The organism is Bacillus cereus group sp. BfR-BA-01524 (assembly GCF_022662595.1).
GTDB classification, from domain to species: domain Bacteria; phylum Bacillota; class Bacilli; order Bacillales; family Bacillaceae_G; genus Bacillus_A; species Bacillus_A thuringiensis_S.
In genome coordinates, this window is record NZ_JAKUDW010000483.1 from 1 (window position 1) to 218 (window position 218).

Below are 218 nucleotides of genomic sequence, written 5' to 3' on the forward strand. Positions count from 1 at the left end.
CCGTAGGTCCAGTAGTCCCAGTAGTCCCAGTCGGTCCCGTAGGTCCAGTCGGCCCCGTAGGTCCAGTCGGTCCCGTAGGTCCAGTCGGCCCCGTAGGTCCAGTAGTCCCAGTCGGTCCCGTAGGTCCAGTCGGTCCAGTCGGAAGAGTAAACGGTGGTATCGGTGGTAATGTTGGTCCTACAAGATTAGGGTCAAATGCACTAGCTGATAAAGATTCA

General features: G+C 57.3%; 1 protein-coding gene. It reads right to left on the bottom strand.

The window, feature by feature from the left end:
- The coding region (locus MR170_RS32000; RefSeq protein ID WP_242310801.1) for an exosporium leader peptide-containing protein at positions 1–218 on the bottom strand (218 nt) is incomplete at both ends.